The 18,275-nt window shown below is 71.6% G+C and carries 17 protein-coding genes; 9 read left to right on the forward strand and 8 right to left on the reverse strand.

The features are described 5' to 3' along the window. Positions 1–15 precede the first annotated feature (15 nt). On the reverse strand, positions 16–897 hold the full coding sequence (locus tag MMF94_RS32400) for a class I SAM-dependent methyltransferase (RefSeq protein WP_379660312.1): 882 nt from the start codon (positions 895–897) through the stop codon (positions 16–18). A 168-nt stretch (positions 898–1,065) separates the two neighbouring features. Here MMF94_RS32400 and rpsA point away from each other — a divergent pair, with 168 nt between their 5' ends. The 4 genes from rpsA to MMF94_RS32420 all read left to right on the forward strand — a co-directional run bounded on the left by rpsA (position 1,066) and on the right by MMF94_RS32420 (position 5,514). Next, positions 1,066–2,535, forward strand: coding sequence for a 30S ribosomal protein S1 (gene rpsA / locus MMF94_RS32405; RefSeq protein WP_241041234.1), 1,470 nt, complete (start codon positions 1,066–1,068; stop codon positions 2,533–2,535). Positions 2,536–2,689: 154 nt separating this feature from the next. After that, complete coding sequence (locus MMF94_RS32410) at positions 2,690–3,397, forward strand: hypothetical protein (RefSeq protein ID WP_241041235.1); 708 nt, start codon at positions 2,690–2,692, stop codon at positions 3,395–3,397. 18 nt (positions 3,398–3,415) lie between these two features. After that, positions 3,416–4,612 carry a dephospho-CoA kinase gene (gene coaE, locus MMF94_RS32415; RefSeq protein ID WP_241041236.1) on the forward strand — a complete coding sequence of 399 codons (1,197 nt, stop codon included), beginning with the start codon at positions 3,416–3,418 and terminating at the stop codon, positions 4,610–4,612. Between the two features lie 38 nt (positions 4,613–4,650). Beyond that, positions 4,651–5,514: an RNA polymerase sigma factor gene (locus MMF94_RS32420; protein ID WP_241041237.1), complete on the forward strand. Its 864-nt coding sequence runs from the start codon at positions 4,651–4,653 to the stop codon at positions 5,512–5,514. A gap of 46 nt (positions 5,515–5,560) precedes the next feature. Here MMF94_RS32420 and MMF94_RS32425 read toward each other — a convergent pair whose 3' ends face one another. Further along, positions 5,561–6,313 carry a hypothetical protein gene (locus MMF94_RS32425; RefSeq protein WP_241041238.1) on the reverse strand — a complete coding sequence of 251 codons (753 nt, stop codon included), beginning with the start codon at positions 6,311–6,313 and terminating at the stop codon, positions 5,561–5,563. 106 nt (positions 6,314–6,419) lie between these two features. Continuing rightward, positions 6,420–6,950, reverse strand: a complete 531-nt coding sequence (locus MMF94_RS32430) for a ribonuclease FAU-1 family protein (RefSeq protein ID WP_241041293.1) — start codon at positions 6,948–6,950, stop codon at positions 6,420–6,422. A gap of 110 nt (positions 6,951–7,060) precedes the next feature. On the opposite strand from MMF94_RS32430, the gene uvrB reads away from it, so the two are divergent. The 4 genes from uvrB to MMF94_RS32450 all read left to right on the forward strand — a co-directional run bounded on the left by uvrB (position 7,061) and on the right by MMF94_RS32450 (position 12,052). After that, on the forward strand, positions 7,061–9,244 hold the full coding sequence (gene uvrB, locus MMF94_RS32435; protein WP_277398868.1) for an excinuclease ABC subunit UvrB: 2,184 nt from the start codon (positions 7,061–7,063) through the stop codon (positions 9,242–9,244). A gap of 199 nt (positions 9,245–9,443) precedes the next feature. Next, on the forward strand, positions 9,444–10,733 hold the full coding sequence (locus tag MMF94_RS32440) for a glycosyltransferase family 87 protein (protein ID WP_241041239.1): 1,290 nt from the start codon (positions 9,444–9,446) through the stop codon (positions 10,731–10,733). Then, entirely contained in the window at positions 10,688–11,074 is a 387-nt protein-coding gene (locus MMF94_RS32445) for an MmcQ/YjbR family DNA-binding protein (RefSeq protein ID WP_241041240.1), read from the forward strand. Before MMF94_RS32440 ends, MMF94_RS32445 begins: the two co-directional genes overlap by 46 nt. 57 nt (positions 11,075–11,131) lie before the next feature. Further along, positions 11,132–12,052 (forward strand): EamA family transporter, encoded by a 921-nt coding sequence (locus tag MMF94_RS32450; protein ID WP_241041241.1) that lies wholly within the window; start codon positions 11,132–11,134, stop codon positions 12,050–12,052. A gap of 6 nt (positions 12,053–12,058) precedes the next feature. Here the strand turns inward: MMF94_RS32450 and MMF94_RS32455 are convergent, their stop codons facing one another. The 3 genes from MMF94_RS32455 to MMF94_RS32465 all read right to left on the reverse strand — a co-directional run bounded on the left by MMF94_RS32455 (position 12,059) and on the right by MMF94_RS32465 (position 16,201). Beyond that, positions 12,059–12,949 (reverse strand): ABC transporter permease, encoded by an 891-nt coding sequence (locus tag MMF94_RS32455; RefSeq protein WP_379660314.1) that lies wholly within the window; start codon positions 12,947–12,949, stop codon positions 12,059–12,061. Positions 12,950–12,951: 2 nt separating this feature from the next. Then, the gene (locus MMF94_RS32460) at positions 12,952–15,822 is read right to left on the reverse strand and encodes an alpha/beta fold hydrolase (RefSeq protein WP_241041242.1); all 2,871 of its coding nucleotides are present in this window, start codon (positions 15,820–15,822) and stop codon (positions 12,952–12,954) included. 88 nt (positions 15,823–15,910) lie between these two features. Further along, positions 15,911–16,201: an antibiotic biosynthesis monooxygenase family protein gene (locus tag MMF94_RS32465; protein WP_241041243.1), complete on the reverse strand. Its 291-nt coding sequence runs from the start codon at positions 16,199–16,201 to the stop codon at positions 15,911–15,913. A gap of 68 nt (positions 16,202–16,269) precedes the next feature. Between MMF94_RS32465 and MMF94_RS32470 the strand changes: the two genes are divergently transcribed. Then, positions 16,270–16,662, forward strand: coding sequence for a cupin domain-containing protein (locus tag MMF94_RS32470; protein ID WP_241041244.1), 393 nt, complete (start codon positions 16,270–16,272; stop codon positions 16,660–16,662). Between the two features lie 58 nt (positions 16,663–16,720). On the opposite strand, the gene ligD is transcribed toward MMF94_RS32470, so the two are convergent. Continuing rightward, positions 16,721–17,677, reverse strand: coding sequence for a non-homologous end-joining DNA ligase (gene ligD, locus MMF94_RS32475; RefSeq protein ID WP_241041245.1), 957 nt, complete (start codon positions 17,675–17,677; stop codon positions 16,721–16,723). Positions 17,678–17,753: 76 nt separating this feature from the next. Continuing rightward, a complete protein-coding gene (locus MMF94_RS32480; RefSeq protein WP_241041296.1) occupies positions 17,754–18,275 on the reverse strand; it encodes a metallophosphoesterase family protein in 522 nt (173 codons plus the stop codon).

Below are 18,275 nucleotides of genomic sequence, written 5' to 3' on the forward strand. Positions count from 1 at the left end.
GCCTGCCGGCGGGGGTCAGGGTTTGTGGCACACGAAGACCGCGGTTCCGGGGAACAGGGCGCCCCGCAGGGGGGACCATTGGCCCCACACCGTCTCCCGGCCCTCCGGCCACTCCGGCTCGACGATGTCGTCGAGGAGGAGCCCGGCGGCCACGACGTCGCGGACGCGGTCGCCGAGCGTCCGGTGGTGCTCGACGTAGGTGGCCCGGCCCGCGCCGTCCACCTCGAGGTAGGGGGTGCGGTCGAAGTACGACTGCTGCACGGTGAGGCCGTCGGGCCCCGGGTCGTCGGAGAACATCCAGCGCATGGGGTGGTTCACGGCGAACACCCAGCGTCCGCCCGGCCGCAGCACCCGGGCGACCTCGCGCATCACCCGCTCCGGCTCCGCCACGAACGGCACCGCGCCGAACGCGGAGCAGGCCACGTCGAAGGACCCGTCGGCGAAGGGCAGCCGCTCGGCGCCTGCCTGTACGAGCGGCACCGGTGTGCCGGTGGCCGCCCCGAGTTGGACGGCGTGGCGCAGCATCGCGCCGGACAGGTCCAGCGCCACCGGCCTCGCCCCGGCGCGGGCGAGCCAGCGGGAGCACGGAGCGGATCCGCACCCGACCTCCAGCACCCGTGCCCCCTCGACGTCGCCGAGCAGGTGGGCGTCGGCCTCGCGCAGGCCCTCGGGGCACCAGACGAAATCGACGTCACCGATGTCCTGTCCGTGCTCGGCCAGATAGTCTTCGGCGTCGGCGTCCCACCACATCCGGCTTGCCCGTTGTGATTCCGCCGCGCCGACGGGACGCCGCGCCACTCCGGCCGTTCCCAGCCGCTCCTCCGCGCTCACCGGTGCATCGTGGCAGTTGAGCGGGGCCCACCCGCATTGCCGTGCTGATCGGGTCGCGCGTAGCATGGTAGGAGCGAAGTGGTCAACGTCGCGGGTTCAGCGCGCGCTTCGACCGGCCACGTCACGCACGTTCTTCAGAAACGATCCATGAGCAAGGGTGACAGCACCACGTCACGAGACACACTCCACCTGGTCAGCACCACCATTCCATCCATAACCGGAGCACCCCACTACATGTCCACCGACACCACCGCCGCCCCGACCACAACGCCGCAGGTCGCCGTCAACGACATCGGGTCGGAGGAGGACTTTCTCGCCGCTATCGACCAGACGATCAAGTACTTCAACGATGGCGACATTGTCGAGGGCACCATCGTCAAGGTCGATCGCGACGAGGTCCTGCTCGATATCGGCTACAAGACCGAGGGCGTCATCCCCTCTCGGGAGCTCTCGATCAAGCATGACGTCGACCCCGCGGAGGTCGTGTCGGTCGGTGAGTACGTCGAGGCCCTCGTCCTTCAGAAGGAGGACAAGGAAGGCCGCCTGATCCTGTCCAAGAAGCGTGCGCAGTACGAGCGCGCTTGGGGCACGATCGAGGCCCTCAAGGAGGCCGACGAGCCCGTCGAGGGCACGGTCATCGAGGTCGTCAAGGGCGGCCTGATCCTGGACATCGGGCTCCGCGGCTTCCTCCCGGCCTCGCTGGTCGAGATGCGCCGGGTGCGCGACCTCCAGCCGTACGTCGGCCGCAAGATCGAGGCCAAGATCATCGAGCTGGACAAGAACCGCAACAACGTGGTGCTGTCCCGCCGGGCGTGGCTGGAGCAGACCCAGTCCGAGGTTCGCAGCGAGTTCCTCAACCAGCTGGCCCGTGGCCAGGTGCGCAAGGGTGTCGTCTCCTCGGTGGTCAACTTCGGTGCGTTCGTCGACCTGGGCGGGGTCGACGGTCTGGTGCACGTCTCCGAGCTGTCCTGGAAGCACATCGACCACCCGAGCGAGGTCGTCGAGGTGGGCCAGGAGGTCACCGTCGAGGTTCTCGACGTCGACCTGGACCGCGAGCGTGTCTCCCTGTCGCTGAAGGCGACGCAGGAGGACCCGTGGCGGCTCTACGCCCGCACCCACGCGATCGGCCAGATCGTGCCGGGCAAGGTCACCAAGCTCGTTCCCTTCGGTGCGTTCGTCCGCGTCGAGGAGGGCATCGAGGGCTTGGTGCACATCTCCGAGCTGGCCGAGCGCCACGTGGAGATCCCGGAGCAGGTCGTGCAGGTCGGCGACGACTGCATGGTCAAGGTCATCGACATCGACCTCGACCGGCGGCGCATCTCGCTGTCGCTCAAGCAGGCCAACGAGGGCATGACGGTCGACACCGAGTTCGACCCCACCCGCTACGGCATGGCCGCCGAGTACGACGACCAGGGCAACTACATCTACCCCGAGGGCTTCGACGTCGAGAGCGGCGAGTGGCAGGAGGGCTTCGAGGCTCAGCGCGAGGCCTGGGAGAAGGAGTACGCCGAGGCGCACGCCCGCTACGAGCAGCACATCACGCAGATCAAGAAGTCGGCCGAGGCCGAGGCCGAGGCGGCTGCCGACGGCGGCGGCACCAACTACTCCTCGCAGGGTGGCGGTGAGCCGGCCGAGTCCGGTGGGTCGCTCGCCAGTGACGAGCAGCTGGCGGCGCTGCGGGAGAAGCTCTCCGGCGGAGCCTGATCGCCCAGCGTTAGATCGAACGGAACAGCCCCGGTGACCGTCCGTCACCGGGGCTGTTCCATGTCTTCAGCCGATCAGTCACGGTTGGGACGCGTTGGCCGCCGAATGGGGGTTCCAGCGCGAGGTCCGGGTGATTTCGCCCTACCGTAGTTCCATGCGGGGGGCAGACCGGCGGTACGGACGTCTCGGCGCCGGTCTGGCCGCCGCGGTCATCACGCTGACCGCGTGCAGCACGTCCTCCGCCGAACGCACCGAGGTGCCGACGTTTCCCTCGGATGCCCAGGTGATGGCCACGGCGGTGCCCGGCGCGGACCAGGGCGTCCTTCCCGACGACTGCACCCGGATCCTCACGGTCGGAGACCTCGAGGCGGTGCTCGGTCTGCCGCTCGGCTCGGTGGACGTGCGTACCACGAGAGGTGTTCCGGAGCCGTCGGTCAGCCGCACGGAACGCGTGGCCTGCTCGTACAACGGCACGGCGGGCGGTCCGGCTCGCGGTCGCACCCTGCTCAGCGTCAACTCGTCGGCCTACGCCGATCCGGACGCCTCCGCCAAGCAGTGGCGCGTGAACGCCGACGCCGAGGACGGCGATCGTCGCGAACTGCCCATCGGCAGCGCGTCCGCCGTGCTCGTCGAACGCCCGGACGAGGCCGTTCTCATGGTGGTCAACGGGGTCACCAACCTGACGCTCGTGCTTCCGAACCAGCAACTGCCGGATGATCGTCCACGTGGGGACGCGCTGGTCGACCTCGCGCTGCGCGTGCTCCCGGCGGTGAGCACGTCCGCGACCGCACCGCCGCCGGCGTCAGCGCCGACGGCCACCGCGGCGGGCAACGCGGCCGGCCCGCAGGGTGCTTCGTCCTGACCGGGTAGCGTGGCCGCCGTGCTGCGGGTGGGGCTGACCGGCGGGATCGGTTCTGGCAAGTCGACGGCGGCCCGGCGGCTGGTGGGGCGCGGAGCGGTGCTGGTCGACTCCGATCTCCTCGCCCGCGAGGTCGTGGCCGCGGGCACCGAGGGACTCGCGAAGATCGTCGCGGAGTTCGGCGACGACATGCTGGCCGAGGACGGGGGCCTGGACAGGGCGGCACTCGCGTCAGTGGTCTTCCATGACCCTGCCGCGCGTGAGCGGCTCAATGGGATCGTGCACCCGAGGGTCCGGCAGCGATCCGAGGAGCTGATCGCGGCGGCGCCGGCCGACGCGGTGGTGGTGCAGGACGTCCCGCTGCTCGTCGAGGGCCGGATGGCACCGCTGTTCCCGCTGGTCGTGGTGGTTCACGCCGATCCGGAGGAGCGGGTCCGGCGGCTCGTGGAGCTTCGTGGCATGCCGGAGTCCGACGCGCGTGCCCGCATCGCCGCCCAGGCCGACGACGCCGCGCGCCGGGCAGCCGCGGACGTGTGGCTCGACAACAGCGGCGATCCGGCCGACCTCGAGGCCGCCGTCGACCGGCTCTGGAGCGAGCGACTCGTCCCGTTCGAGGAGAACCTGCGGTTGCGGCGCACGGTGAAGGCCGGCGCGCCCCGGCTCGTCGCGCCCCGCCCGGAGTGGGCGGCCGAGGGTGCGCGGCTGTGCGCGCGGGTGGCGGCAGCCGCGGGGGAGCGCGGCCGTGGGGTCGCGCACACCGGATCGACCGCGGTGCCCGGCCTGCCTGCCAAGGACGTGATCGATCTGCAGCTCGGCGTGGAGTCGCTCGCGGACGCCGACGCCGTGCGGGATGCGTTGCAGGACGTGGGCTTCCCGTGGCGCCCCGACATCGACCGCGACAACGCCAAGCCGCCGGGCTCACCTGCATGGCCGAAGCGCTACCACGGCTCGGCCGACCCTGGGCAGGTCGTCCACCTGCACGTTCGCGAGGTCGGTTCGCCCGGCTGGCGTTATGCGCTGCTCTTCCGCGACTGGCTGCGGGCCGATGCCGCGGCCCGCGAGGAGTACCTGGCGGTCAAGCGTGAAGCCGAGGCGCGATACGGGGGCGACGCCGACGCGCGCCGCTACGTCGAGGTCAAGGAGCCATGGTTCGACGCGGCCGCTCCACGAGCTGACGCATGGGCCGCATCCTCGGGCTGGGTTCCCTCGTTGGAGTGATCGGTTGCTCCGTCGTAACGGTGCGCCACCGTGACACGATGGAGGGACAGGAAAATCCACATCCGGGTGACCAGCTCGGCTCCGGCGGGCGGGGGGACGTGACGGTGGGCACACCGGTCGATCATCCTCCGGGCTCCGACGACGGCAGCGCGCACGTGCAGTCCAGGTCAGGTTCCACGCAGGTCGTGCGCCACGGTCCCGTGGCGACCCCTGCGCAGCTGCGGGTCGACTTCGGGGCGCATCTCGAGGCCAACTACCAGCGTCTCGTCGCCCAGCTCTACGCGATCACCCTCGACCCGGGTGAGGCTCACGACGCTGTCCAGGACGCGTACTCGCGGGCCTGGCGGAACTGGGCGGTGATCGGCCGCTCGCCGGATCCGAGCGCATGGATCCGGAGGGTGGCGGTCCGATCCACGATCCGGAGCTGGCGACGCATGCTGGCCCGCATCGGCATCGGCAGGCCCCGCTCGGTCGGCGAGGGCGTCGACGCACGTACCGCCGCCATGCTCAAGGCGCTCGGGAGGCTGACGGCAGCCGAGCGGCGGGCCGTCGTCCTGTCCCACATGGCCGGGGTGTCGCTTGCCGAGATCTCCGCAGTGGAGCAGGTCTCGATGGGGTCGGTCCAGGCGAGGCTGGCCCGCGCACGGTTGGTTGTCACCGAGGGAATGGCAGACGTCCTTCCCGAGGTACTGGGAGGTGCGGTCGGCGACACCGTGAGCGCCGGCACGAGTGGCGACACCGCTTTCGACACCTTCGGATCCGAGGGGCACGGATCCCAAGGTCATGGCGCGGGGTACGGGGACTACCGGCCCGGCGATTTCGCGTCCGACGCGTACGACGCCGTGTACGGCGGCTCGGAGCGCCGGACCGGCAGAGACGACCAGAGGGGAGAACAGCGGTGACCGAGGAGTTCGACCGAGTGACGCGGGAGTTCAGGCGGCTCGACGATCAGCTCGCCGCCGCCGTCACCCTGCCCGCAGTGGATTCCGTGATCCGCCGGGCCGGCACGCTCAACCGTGCCAGCACGGCCGCTGCCGCCGCAGTGCTCACGGTCGGTGCGCTCGGCGCCACCACGGCGATCCTCCAGGTCGCGGCACCGGCGTCCTCGGCCGACGCCGCCACCGTCGCCCCTGGCTCCGCGCCGGTCGGCAGCCAGGGCGATGTCGGCACCGAACCGGTCATCTCGCCCGACTCGCCGCAGCCCGTCTCCCACCCGGACGACAACGCGGGCGTCCCTGCCCCGGCCGGTTCGGACGACAGGTTCCGCCGACCCAACGAGGTCGCCCCGCACGAGCAGCCGCCCGTCGTCCCGGGTGCGCCGCCGCCCGTGGTTGTTCCGCCGGGTCCGGCCGGGCCGCCGCCTCCGCCCCCGCCGCCGCCTCCCCCGCCGCCGCCCACCACGTCGCCGGAGCCGTCTCCGACGCGGGAGCCGACCCGGCCGCCGTGGACGCCTCCGCCGCCCACCACAGAGCGACCGGACCCGACGACGACGACCCGGCCGCCGACGACGCGGCCCACGCCGCCGACGACGACGACTCGGCCGACGGAACCACCGTCCACGGAGCCCAGCACTCCGGATGACCCGCCGTCATCCTCGAACAACGCCAGTCCGTCCACCCCGCCCAAGACGACGTCGCCGTCATCCACGTCGCCGACGTCGGACTCCAGTACCAGTCCGGCTGCTGCCTCGACCTCGGGCATCGCCTAGGCCGAGGCAGCGGAGCAGGCGCCCGGACCCCCGCTCGCCCGGGGGTCCGGGCGCTGGTGTCGCACGTGATGGCGAGGTGCCGGACGCCCGAAGCAGGCTTCACGGCCTCTTGTCGTGGCGGCGTTTCCAGGTGAGCGCGATCCCGCGCTCCGCGAGCCAGGCGTCGAGGTCGTGGCCGTGCGAGGCGAGGCCGTCCACCGCGCGGAAGGCGCGGTCCAGTGCCGTCTCGGCTGCATGCGGCTCGAGCAGCCCGAGCGCCACGGCGGTGACGAACTCGTCGATGTCCACCACCAGCGCGCTGCGCCGCTGCTGTACCACCACGTCGAGGTAGTGGTCGGTGAGCGTCCACCGCTCGCCGTCACGCACGATCTCGCACACGTCGAGATAGAAGTCCTGGTCGCGGTGGTGGCCGGGGTTCCACCACCAGTCGGTGACGCACAGGCCGAGGTCCGGAAGGAGCCACGACTCCATCCAGTGGGCAGTGGGCCGGTCGATCATGGGTCTGCTCATGTAGAGCCCGTATGGCGTGACCCGGTACTCGTCGACCGCGCGCGCAACACCCTTGGTGTCGATGTTGATGCGGGCCGGGACGTCGAAGGTGGCGATCTTCGGCGGATGCACCGCCCCGATCCTGTCAGGTCCTGCCGATGTTCGCTGCGCGCTCGGTGTCGATGCCCGATTCGCCGCTGCTCCTCGGGCAGGTTCCGCGAAGTGTCGGTGGGGGCTCGTACCCTGGAACCGTGGCATTCGCGACAGAGGTTCCCGGCAGCGCAGCGAAGCAGGACGTGCCGGTCGCCCACTCAGAGTTCCGTCCGGTGGGGGAGATCCCTCGCACCGGCGGACGGTTCGAGGTCGTCAGCGAGTTCGAGCCCGCAGGCGACCAGCCGGCTGCGATCGACGAGCTGGAGAAGCGCATCACGGCGGGCGAGCAGGATGTCGTGTTGCTCGGCGCCACGGGCACGGGCAAGTCGGCCACCACGGCCTGGCTGATCGAGCGGCTGCAGCGGCCCACGCTGGTGATGGCGCCCAACAAGACCCTCGCGGCGCAGCTGGCCAACGAGCTGCGCGAGATGCTGCCCAACAACGCGGTCGAGTACTTCGTCTCGTACTACGACTACTACCAACCCGAGGCGTACATCGCGCAGACCGACACCTACATCGAGAAGGACTCCTCGATCAACGAGGACGTCGAGCGGTTGCGCCACTCGGCCACGAGCAACCTGCTCTCCCGGCGCGACGTCGTCGTGGTGGCCTCGGTGTCTTGCATCTACGGTCTCGGCACCCCGCAGTCCTACCTCGACCGGTCGGTGCAGGTCGAGGTCGGCGGCAGCGTCGATCGCGACCAGCTGCTGCGTGCGCTCGTCGACGTCCAGTACACGCGCAACGACCTGGCGTTCAACCGCGGCACCTTCCGGGTCCGCGGCGACACGGTGGAGATCATCCCGGCCTACGAGGAGCTCGCGATCCGCATCGAGTTCTTCGGCGACGAGATCGAGGCGCTCTACTACCTCCACCCGCTCACCGGCGACGTCATCCGTCAGGTCGACGACGTCCGCATCTTCCCGGCCACCCACTACGTCGCAGGCCCCGACCGCATGGAGCGCGCCGTCCACGACATCGAGCAGGAGCTGGAGGAGCGGCTCGCCGATCTGGAGCGCCAGGGCAAGCTGCTCGAGGCGCAGCGTCTGCGGATGCGCACGCAGTACGACATCGAGATGATTCGTCAGGTCGGGTTCTGCTCGGGCATCGAGAACTACTCGCGCCACATCGACGGCCGTGGCCCCGGTTCGGCGCCCGCCACCCTCATCGACTACTTCCCCGACGACTTCCTCCTGGTCATCGACGAGTCGCACCAGACGGTCCCGCAGATCGGCGGGATGTACGAGGGCGACATGTCGCGCAAGCGCAACCTCGTCGAGTACGGGTTCCGGCTGCCGTCCGCGGTCGACAACCGGCCGCTGACGTGGGAGGAGTTCGCCGACCGCATCGGCCAGACCGTCTACCTGTCGGCCACGCCGGGCCCGTACGAGCTCAGCCGCACGAGCGGGGAGTTCGTCGAGCAGGTCATCCGGCCCACCGGCCTGGTCGACCCGAAGGTCGTCGTGAAGCCGACGAAGGGCCAGATCGACGACCTGGTCCACGAGATCCGCAGCCGTTCCGAGCGCGATGAGCGCGTGCTCGTCACCACGCTCACCAAGAAGATGGCTGAGGACCTCACCGACTACCTGCTCGAGCTGGGCATCCGGGTGCGCTACCTGCATTCGGAGGTCGACACGCTGCGGCGTGTCGAGCTGCTGCGCCAGTTGCGGCTCGGCGAGTTCGACGTGCTCGTCGGCATCAACCTGCTCCGGGAGGGCCTGGACCTGCCGGAGGTGTCGCTGGTCGCGATTCTCGACGCCGACAAGGAGGGTTTCCTCCGCTCCGGCACCTCGCTGATCCAGACCATCGGCCGTGCGGCGCGCAACGTGTCGGGCGAGGTGCACATGTACGCCGACAAGGTCACCGACTCGATGCAGTACGCCATCGACGAGACCGACCGGCGCCGGGCCAAGCAGATCGCCTACAACGAGGAGCGCGGGCTCGACCCACAGCCGCTGCGCAAGAAGATCGCCGACATCCTCGACCAGGTGTACCGGGAGGCCGAGGACTCCGAGGTACCGGTGGGTGGATCCGGGCGCAACCAGTCCCGGGGCAAGCGCGCGGCGGGGGAGCCGGGCCGGGTCAACGCGAGCTCGGGGGTGGTCGCCGGCCGCGACACGTCCACGATGCCCCGCGCCGAGCTCGCCGACCTGGTGCAGCAGCTGTCCGACCAGATGCTCGCCGCGGCGCGCGACCTGCAGTTCGAGCTGGCGGCCCGCCTCCGCGACGAGATCGCCGACCTCAAGAAGGAACTGCGCGGGATGGACGCCGCCGGCATCCGGTGACGCCCCGCCCGCGCGCGGAGTCCGCGCCGGAGCGCACACGCCGGTGGCACGCCGGCCCACGTTCTGCGGTGTGCCGCGCCGGCCGGCCGGGGTGCGGGCCGGTCTCCGTGTCCGGTCTCTCCGGAGGGGGGCTCGGTGGTGGTGGTCGGGCGGGAGCTACCGTGGCGGGCGATCTATCGGCTGAGGAGAGGGCAGCAGCGTGACGGTTGTCGGCGCATCCACCGCCCGCACCTCGACCGAGCAGCGGATCCTCGATCTGCTCCGCACACCGCGGCGCGTACTGCTGGTCACCGTTCCGCTCCTGGCCCTGGTGCTGGTCGGGGTCGTGATCTACACCGGCGGCCGGCACATCGACCTGCAGGTGTACCGCTTCGGGGTGCAGGCGTGGCTGTCCGGCGGTGGTCTCTACGGGCCGCTGCCCCAGACCGCCGCCCACATCGCGCTCCCGTTCATCTACCCGCCGTTCGCCGCGCTGGCGATGATTCCGCTGGCCGTCGTGCCGTGGGTGGTGGCCTGGACGGGGCTGCTCGCGCTCTCGACGTTGTCGCTCGGCGCCACCCTCTACGTGGTCGCGCGCCGGTTGTGGGAAGCCGGCGGGCGGGCCGGGGCCTTGTCGGTGGCGTCGATCGCGCTGCCGCTGGCGCTTGCCGTGGAGCCGGGCAAGATCATCGACTTCAACGCCCCGGACGCATCGCCGCGGCCGCCGCTGAGCCTCGAGCCGGTGTCCCAGACCATCCAGTTCGGGCAGATCAACCTGCTGCTCATGGCGCTGGTGGCGATCGACTGCCTGGTGGCGCGGCCGCGCTGGCCGCGCGGCATGCTCGTCGGGATCGCTGCCGCCATCAAGCTGACGCCCGCAGCGTTCGTCCTGTACTTCCTGTTGCGCCGTGACTACCGCGCCGCTGCCACCGCGGCCGTGTCCGGTGCGGTCGCCACCGCTATCGGGTTCGTCGTGGCGCCCGGCCAGTCGTGGACGTTCTGGCTGGACAATCCGGCGGGCGGGGTCAGCGGTTCGCCGTTCTTCACGAACCAGACGTTCGAGGCCGTGCTCGTGCGGGCGCACGTCGACGGCTCCGCGCGCACCATCTGCTGGCTGTTGCTGTCCGCCGGGCTGCTCGCACTCGCGGTGCCGGCGATACGGCGTGGTTCCGCGCCGCTTGCGCTCGTCGCCACGGCTGGTGTGGCGCTGCTGGTGTCGCCCACCTCCTGGTCGCACCACTGGGTGTGGGTGGCGCCTGCGTTGCTGGTCGCCGCTGCCACGGCGTGGCGGGCGCGGTCGCGGGCGTGGACGGCGGTCACCGTCGCGATGGGGGCGGTGTTCGTGATCGCGCCCCATCAGCAGGGCCTTCCCCGGGCCGACAACCGGGAGCTGGCGTGGACGCCGCTCCAGCAGGTGATCGGCAGCACCTATGTCTGGTTCACGGTGTTGCTGTTCGTGTTGCTGTGGCTCGCACTGCGGTCGCGGTCGGCGTCCGAGCGCTGGCCGTGAACCACGAGGAGCTGGTCGCCTACTGCCTGGCCAAGCCAGGAGCCACCCCCGACGAGCCGTGGGAGGGCGACCTCGTGGCGAAGGTGGGCGGCAAGATCTTCGCATTCCTCGGAACGGGCGGGCTCGGCGTCAAATGTGGCCGGGATGCCGACGAGGCCGCCGAGCTGCGCCACCGCTACCCCGGCGCCGCCTCGGTGATGCCTTACATCGGGCGGCACGGCTGGAACACCGTGGCGATCGACGGCACGGTCCCCGACGACGAGCTGATCGAGCTCGTCGACGACTCCTACGCAGCGGTCGTCGCGAAGCTGCCCAAACGGCTGCGCCCGCAGATCGCCTGATCGCGAGGACCACCACATTCGCTGGTCTTCGTCGTCCGCAACGCGGAACGTGACATAGTGACCGCCCGCGACCGCCTACTCGCCGCCGTCGTCGCCGTGTTGTGGGGCGCGAACTTCCTCGCCATCCACGTGGGGTTGGAGCACTACCCGCCGCTCCTGCTCGCAGCATTGCGGTTCGCGGTGCTCGCCATCCCAACGGTGCTGCTGGTGCCTCGTCCGCGGGTTCCGCTGCGGTGGCTGATCGGTTACGGGCTCGGCTTCGGCACGGTGCAGTTCCTGTTCCTGTTCGTGGCGATGGACGTCGGTATGCCCACCGGGCTCGCATCCCTGGTGCTGCAGGCGTCGGCTCCGTTCACCGTGCTGCTCGGGGCGGTGCTGCTGCGGGAACGGATGAGCGCCCGGCAGGTCGTGGGGATCACCCTCGCGGTGGTCGGTCTCCTCGCCATCGCCGTGGCGCAGGCGCAGGCCGCGGCGCTGATCCCGCTGGTACTCACGCTGATCGGCGCGTTGGGCTGGGCGTTCGGCAACCTCGCCGCCCGCCTCGCCGACCCGCCGAACCCGCTGCACCTGACGCTCTGGATGTCCGTGGTGCCGCCGCTCCCGCTGCTCGCGGCCTCGTTGCTGACGGAAGGGCCGGTCGCGGACTGGGCGGCCCTGCGCGGCGCCGTCACCCTTCAGGGGGTGCCCGGGGTGCTGTCGATCGCCTACCTCGCCATCCTCGCCACCGTGCTCGGCTCCGGCATCTGGACGACGCTGATGCGCCGCTACCCGGCCGGCGTCGTCGCGCCGTACTCGTTGCTGGTGCCGGTGGTCGGGATCGCGCTTGCCGCAGCCGCGCTGGGCGAGCGGCCCAGCGCGGTGGAGCTGGTGGCGGGGGTGGTGATCGTCGGGGGTGTGCTGCTCGGGACGCCCCGGCCGGTGAGCACTCCCGTCACCGTGGACGTGGGGGAGAGCGGGAGCACGCCGGCGCGGACGTAGCGGCTCCTAGCTCGTGACGTCCTTACGACGGAACTGCCACACCGCCAGCGCGCTGAGCACGGCCGCGTAGCAGAGGGCGGAGAAGACGCCGCGGGTCATGCCGGCCCAGTCGATCTGCTCCGAGAGCAGCCCCACCCACGCGCTGTCGTAATGGGTGGGCAGGTAGTCGCGCAGATCCTCCAGCGCGGTGATCTGGTCGAGGATCTGGGAGACGATCGACACGGTCACCGCGCCGCCCACCGCCCCGAGCGGGGCGTCGGTGCTCACGGACAGCAGCAAGGCGAGCGCGGCCACCCAGCTCAGCTGCACCGCGATGTAGAGGGCTGCGAGGAGCACCCGCCCCACACCGGTCCAGAAGGTCAGGGACTCGCCCGTGGGGCTCACCAGATTCCCGGTGCCGTACGCCAGTGCGCCGACCGCCAGGGACACCACGGGGAGCAGCAGCAGCGCCGCCACCGACAGCGCCGCCGAAACGATCGCCTTCTGCCGCAGCAGCCTGGCTCGAGGGATCGGCGCCGCGAGCAGGTAGCGCAGGCTCGACCAGGACGCTTCCGCTGCCACCGTGTCGCCGAAGAACAGCGCCACCACCACGACCAGGAGGAACGACGACGACGCGAACAGCGCGAACACCGCGAAGTTGCTCCCGCTGCCCTTCGCCAGGTCCACGAGGTTCAGCGAGCCGGTGGTGGTGCCGTCGTCGGCCAGTTCGAACGCGATCCAGAGAATCACCGGGAGCAGGCCGACCAGCGCGAACGTCACCTGCGTGCGGCGGCGCAGCAGCTGACGCCGCAGCTCGACGCGCAGTGGCAGCGTGCGGCCGGGGCGGTACCGGGCGGGCCGGACGTCGTCGGCGAGTGCGCCGACGGTGCCCGTCGTGGTGGACGGACCGTCGTTCAGCGTCACGGCGCACCATCCATTTTTCCGGCGTCCTCTCCGACGAGCTGCAGGAATGCGTCCTCGAGGCGCCGGCGCGGCCCTGCGGACGTGACGTCCACCCCGCCCTCGACGAGCGCCCGCACGGCGGAGGCGCGCGGAGTGCCGTTGAGCTCGGCATGCACCGAGCTGCCCTCGATCGCCACGGCGTGCACTCCGGTGAGCGCGTTGAGCACGGCGGCGGCCTGGTCCGGGGCGTCGACGCCGAACGTGGCCGCTCCACCGCCGGCAATGATGTCGTCGACGGTGCCGTCGGCGACGACCTGACCTTGATGCATCACGACGACGTGGCTGCACGTCTGCTCCACCTCGGCGAGCAGGTGGCTCGAGACCAGCACCGTGCGCCCGCCTGCGGCGTAGCGGTGCAGCACCTCGCGCATCGCGTGGATCTGGGGCGGGTCGAGCCCGTTGGTGGGCTCGTCGAGGACGAGCAACTCCGGGAGGCCCAGCATGGCCTGCGCGATCGCCAGGCGTTGCCGCATGCCCTGGCTGTAGGTGCCCACCCGGCGCTGCACCGACGCCCCGAGCCCCGCGATCTGCAGGGCCTCGTCGAGGTGCGCCTCCTCCGCCGGACGCCCGGTGGCGGCCCAGTAGAGGCGCAGGTTGTCCAGGCCCGAGAGGTGGGGCAGGAACCCCGGCCCCTCGACGAAAGCGCCGATCCGCGCGAGCACCGGCGCGCCCGGCCCGACCGGCTGCCCGAAGGCCGTGATCGTCCCGGCGCTCGGCCTGATCAGGCCCATGAGCATTCGCAGCACCGTGGTCTTCCCGGCGCCGTTGGGGCCGAGCAGGCCCAGCACCATCCCCGCGCGGACGGTGAACGAGACGCCCTTCACCGCGCTGAACCCGCCTCGGTAGGTCTTGGCGAGGTCGCGGACCTCCAGCGGCGGGGCGGCGGGGTCGGCTGCTGCCTCGGCGCCCGCCGCTGCCCGGCGTCCGATCAGCCGCGAGGCACCCCAGGCCAGCAGAGCCAGCGCCAGCACCGCCCCGATGCCGATCAGCGGCACGAGTGGCACGGTGCTCGCGGTGACGGCCTCGCCCGGCACCACCGGCACCGTGAGGGCGTCGTCACCGGTGAGGCCGATCTGCCAGACCGCAGGCTCGGTGGGACCCGCGAAGGCCTGGTCGGTGGTGCTGACCGCCACCACGAGGTGGTTTCCCGCTTCCACCGGAGCCACGACGCCGGGCAGGGCGACGCTGACCCGTGCCGCCGAGCCGTCGGCCGGGACGGGCACCCGGATCGGGGCGACCGCGCTGCCGAGCAGCGTGCGCAGCCCGTCGGGGGACACCTCGAAGGTCTTCGCGAAGAGCACGGCCTCGGCGGGCGCAGGCTGGCCGGGCACGCGCGACACCGAAACGTCGACCCGGGGTACGCCCGCGACCAACGTGGGCGACTCGAGCGCCGCGGTGCGGAACTGAGCGGTCTGCCCGGGAACCTCCGCCGTGACGGCCGAGAGCCTGCCGGCCAGTGAGCCCAGTGACGATCCGACGCCCGGCAGGGACGTGATCGCGGCGGGGTTGCCGCCTGCCGGGTTGACGACGGGCTGGGCAGAGCCCTCCAGCGCGAGCCGGTGCGTCTCCACCGCCGCGGCTCCCGAGATGCCCGGGTAGGCGGTTGCCTCGACGGTGCGGCTGTTGGGCGCGCTGCCGCCCGTGCGCACGCCGCTCTGGACCGTGTAGGCGAATCCGGTGCCCGGGTCGGGGCCGGTGTGGGCGAGGTGGAAGGTGAGCCAGTCGTCGATCGCCTCGCGCACGGAATCGCCGGGAGCGCCGCCGTCGTGGCCGCCCCCGTACCAGAGGACCTTCACCGGGGTGCCGTTCGCGGCGATCTGGCGCGCGTTGGCGTCGGCCTGGTCGAGCCCGAAGAGCGTGTCCTGCTCGCCCTGCACCAGAAGGGTCGGCGCGGTGATCCGGTCGGTCACCGTCGACGGCGACGAGCGCTGCAGCAGGGCGGCGACGGCGGGAGAGAGCCTGCCGGTCGTGGCGACGTCCGTGTAGGCGGCGCAGAGCTCCGCGGTGAACCTCCCGCAGGGAACCGGGGCGCCCGGCGTGGCGGTGGGGGGAGCGGCGCCTGCCGACGAGCCCGGACCCGGGGGCGACGCGTCGGCCGGAGCCGGGCTGCCACCGAGTGCCGCTCCGGTCGGGTTCGCCGGGTCGTCGGACGAGGAGGCGCCCGCGGAGAAGAGCAGTCCGGCCCAGCCGCGCTTGAACACCCCGTCGGATCCGGACGCGCCGTGGGCCGGCGTGTCGACGGGGAGGGCGGCGGTGGTCGCGGCGTTCGGGAAGAGAGCCTGGCCCAGGTCGTTCCAGGTGATCACCGGAGCGATGGCGTCGACTCGCCGGTCGTATCCGGCGAGGAGTAGCGCCAGCGCGCCGCCGTAGGAACCGCCCGTGACACCGACCCGCGGATCCCCGGGGCCGTCCTGCGTCACCTCCGGGCGGGCGGCCAGCCAGTCGATCAGCGCCCGTGCGTCGGCGACCTCGTGGTCGGGGGCGTCCAGCGAGATCTGGCCGGTGCTCGCCCCGAAGCCGCGGGCCGACCAGGCCAGCACGACGAAACCGCTGTCGGCCAGGTCGCGGGCGTCGGCGTCGACCGCGACCTTGCTGCCGCCGAACCCGTGCGCGACCAGCACGGCCGGGGCGGGGGTGGTGGCGGGCAGGTAGAGCGTTGTGTCGAGGCTCACGGGGCCGGTGGTGCCCGGGCCGCCGGGCACCTCGATGCGCTGCTCCTGCGTGCGGACCGACGATTCCGGCGTTGCGTACGCGGTGGCCGTCGGAACCAGCAGCGCGGCCGTGGCGAGCGTGAGTACCGCGGCGAGCGCGCGCAGGGTTCGGTGCACAGGACGACGTTATGCGAAGGTCGGGAACGACCCCTCAGCCGTCTCTCAGTGACGAACCGGGTCGTCGTCGCGTGGGCGGAGCGTCAGCTCAGAGCACGTCGTCGAAGTGCTCGACATGCGGGTTGCCGGCGAAGTAGGGGCTGATGAGCTGGCGCCACCGCGTGTAGTTCTCCGACTTCCGGAAGCCCTCCGTATGGGCCTCGATGCTGTCCCACTCCACCAGCAGGACGAAGCGGGTGGGCGTTTCCGCGCTGCGGGTGAGCCGCGCCTCGCGGAATCCGGGCGTGTCCGACACGAACTTGACGCCCTCACGCACCGCATCGGTGAACTGCTCCTCGGTGCCCGGCTGGACGGCGAAGTCGGCGATCTCCAAGACCATGACGGCATCCTCGCACGGCTTCCGGCACGCGGAGGAATGCGAAAGGTCCTTTGCGGGCACATCTCCGCATGGACCACTTCACGATCGCAAGGGTCGCCGAGCGCAGCGCCGACTTCCGCCGCGTCCTGTGGACCGGCGAGCACACCCAGCTCGTCATCATGACGATCCCGCCGGGCGGGGAGATCGGCGAGGAGGTGCACGACGGCATCGACCAGATCCTCACCTTCGTCAGCGGCACCGGCGAGGCCAGGGTGAGCGGTGAGACGAAGACCGTGAACGAGGGCGACCTCGTCGTCGTGCCGTCGGGCACGAAGCACAACTTCGTCAACACCGGCCCCAACCCGCTGGTTCTCTACACCGTCTACGGGCCGCCCGAGCACGCCGACGGCGTTGTGCACCGCACGAAGGACGAGGCCGACAAGGCCGAGGCGGAGGGCAGGGACGAGCCACCCACGCACTGACCCCGCGACTCGCCCGCTTCACGCGCGCGAGTCGTGCGGACGCCCGCCGGCCGCTCCGCTACTGCCGGCGGGCGCGGGCGCGCCGCTTCCCCTCGTGCATCGCCTGCACACGGGCGATCGGGATGGTGTGCCCCTCCTCGACCAGGTCGGCGGGCAGCACCTGCGGCGCGGGCATCCGCTCGTGCCACGGATCGCCGTCGCCGAGACGTGCGATCGCGGTGTGGACGGTGAAGTCCGCAGGCGCGACGTCGTCGAGCTCGTCCCACGTCACGGGGAACGAGACGGGGACGCCGGGCCGCGCCCGCGGGCTGTACGCCGAGACGATCGTGCCGCCGCCGGAGCGGGTGGAGTCGACGAAGACGCGGCCGCCGCGGTCCTCCTTGATGTACGCCGTGGTGGCCACGTCCGGGTCGAGCCGGGCCGCCCGCGCCGCGAGGGCGCGGGTGGCCGCCGCAGCGTCCTCGAACCCCGTGTGCTCGTCGAGCGGCACACACACGTGCAGCCCCTTCGCGCCGCTGGTCTTCACCACTCCGGCGAGCCCGGAGTCGGCCAGTGCCTGCCGGACGAGCCGGGCGGTGCGCACGACGTGCGGGAACGAGTCGCCTTCGGGGGGATCGAGGTCGAGCACCAGGTACGTGGGGTGGCTCTCTCCGACGCGGAACAGCGTGGGGTGGTACTCCACGGCCCGCTGGTTGGCGAACCAGAGCAGCGTGCGGCGGTCGTTGCACAGCGCGTAGGACACCTCCCGATGCGACGCCTCGGCCCACACGCTGGTGGTCCGGACGTAGTCAGGGGTGTACTTCGGCACGTTCTTCTGCATGAACGGCTGCTGGCCGGGCCGCACGCGGATCACCGACAGCGGCCGGTCGCGAAGCTCGGGCAGGATGCGCTCGCGAACGGCGTCGAGGTAGTCGATCAGATCGCGTTTGGTGGCCCCGGCCCCGTCGAACAGTGGCTTGTCGAGGCTTGTGAGCTCCACGTCGTCGCGGATCTCGTCGGGCTTCGCGGGACTCATGCGGGCACATCGGGCGTGGTCGGCGACACCGTCACCTCCTACCACGTGAGCTGGGCCACGGCCAGGCCGTGAGCGGTCAGCGCCCCGGTCGGGCGCGTTCGCCGGGCCCGAGATGGTGCAGCTCCACCGCGGCGAGCCCACCGTCGGTGGCTTCGGCCGTCATCCACGTGAACGTCGGCTGCCGGCGCCGGTCGGTGGGGGAGCCGGGGTTGAGCAGGCGCAGACCGCCGGGCGCAGTGGTGTCCCAGGGGATGTGGCTGTGCCCGAACACCAGCACGTCGGCGTCCGGGTAGGCGGCGGCGCAGCGGCGCTCCCGTCCGGCGGCGGCGCCGGTCTCGTGCACCACCGCGAACCTGGCTCCGCCGAGCTCGACCTTCGCCACCTCGGGGAGCCGGGCACGCAGCGCGGCGCCATCGTTGTTGCCGTACACGCCGACGACCCGCTTCGCGCGGGCCTCGAGCGCGTCGAGCAGATCCACCGACACCCAGTCGCCCGCGTGGATCACCACGTCGGCGGCGTCCACCGCGTCCCACACCGGTGCGGGCATGTCCTTCGCCCGCACCGGGAGGTGGGTGTCGGAGATCAGCAGCAGTCGCAG

This window comes from Pseudonocardia alaniniphila (genome assembly GCF_022524485.1).
GTDB classification, from domain to species: Bacteria; Actinomycetota; Actinomycetes; order Mycobacteriales; family Pseudonocardiaceae; genus Pseudonocardia; species Pseudonocardia alaniniphila.